This is a genomic window from Streptomyces sp. SID3343, assembly GCF_009865215.1.
Lineage (GTDB): Bacteria > Actinomycetota > Actinomycetes > Streptomycetales > Streptomycetaceae > Embleya.
This window is the reverse complement of the sequence record NZ_WWJX01001628.1, coordinates 1-931: the sequence shown is the minus strand read 5'-3', so window position 1 is coordinate 931 and position 931 is coordinate 1. Positions and strand designations below refer to the sequence as shown.

Annotated in this window: 1 protein-coding gene; it reads left to right on the top strand. The window is 74.5% G+C overall.

Features of this window, described 5'->3' with window-relative positions:
* A partial coding sequence (locus tag GT354_RS52035; RefSeq protein ID WP_346012551.1) for an amidohydrolase family protein occupies positions 1-931 on the top strand: 931 nt, incomplete at both ends.

Genomic DNA, 931 nt, shown 5'->3' with positions numbered 1-931 from the left:
GTGACAGGACCCGGTTCTGCCGCCGACCTCATATTCGTCCGCGGCACGGTGTGCACGCTGGACCCCGGCCGCCCGTTCGCCGAGGCGGCGGCCGTCGCGGCCGGCCGCATCGCGGCGGTCGGCGCGGAGCGTGAGGTCCGTTCGCTGGTCGGGCCGCGCACCGAGACCGTCGATCTCGCCGGCGGCATGTTGCTGCCCGGTTTCCAGGACGCCCACATCCACCCGGGGCTCGGCGGCCTGCACCTGATGCGCTGCAACCTCGGCGACCTGCACAGCCGCCGCGACTACGTGAGCGCGGTCGGCGCGTATGCGCGGACGCACCCCGAGGTTCCGTGGATTCTCGGCGGCGGCTGGTCGATGGACGCGTTCCCCGGCGGAGTCCCGCACCGCGCGGACCTGGACACGGTGGTGCGCGACCGCCCGGTGTACCTGCCCAACCGCGACAGCCACAGCGCGTGGGTGAACTCCGTCGCGCTGGAGATGGCCGGGGTAGACGCGCACACCCCCGATCCGGTCGACGGCCGGATCGAACGCGACCGGGACGGCGTCCCCACCGGGGCGCTGCACGAGGGCGCGATGCGGCTCGTCGGCGCGCTCGTCCCCCGCCCCACACAGGACGACGTCGAGCGGGCGCTGCTGGCGGCGCAGAGCCACCTGCACGCGCTCGGCATCACGGCCTGGCAGGACGCCATGGTCGTCAACGGCCTCAACGCGCCCGACTCGCTGGACGCCTACCGTGCCCTGGCCGAGCGCGGCGAACTCACCGCGCGGGTGGCGGGCGCGCTCGGGTGGGACCGCCGTCGTGGCGGCGAGCAGCTCGACGACCTGGTGGAGCTGTGCCGCACCGGCAGCGGCGGGCGGTTCCGCAGCGGCACCGTCAAGATCATGCAGGACGGCGTCCTGGAGACCTGTACCGCGGCGCTGCTCGACC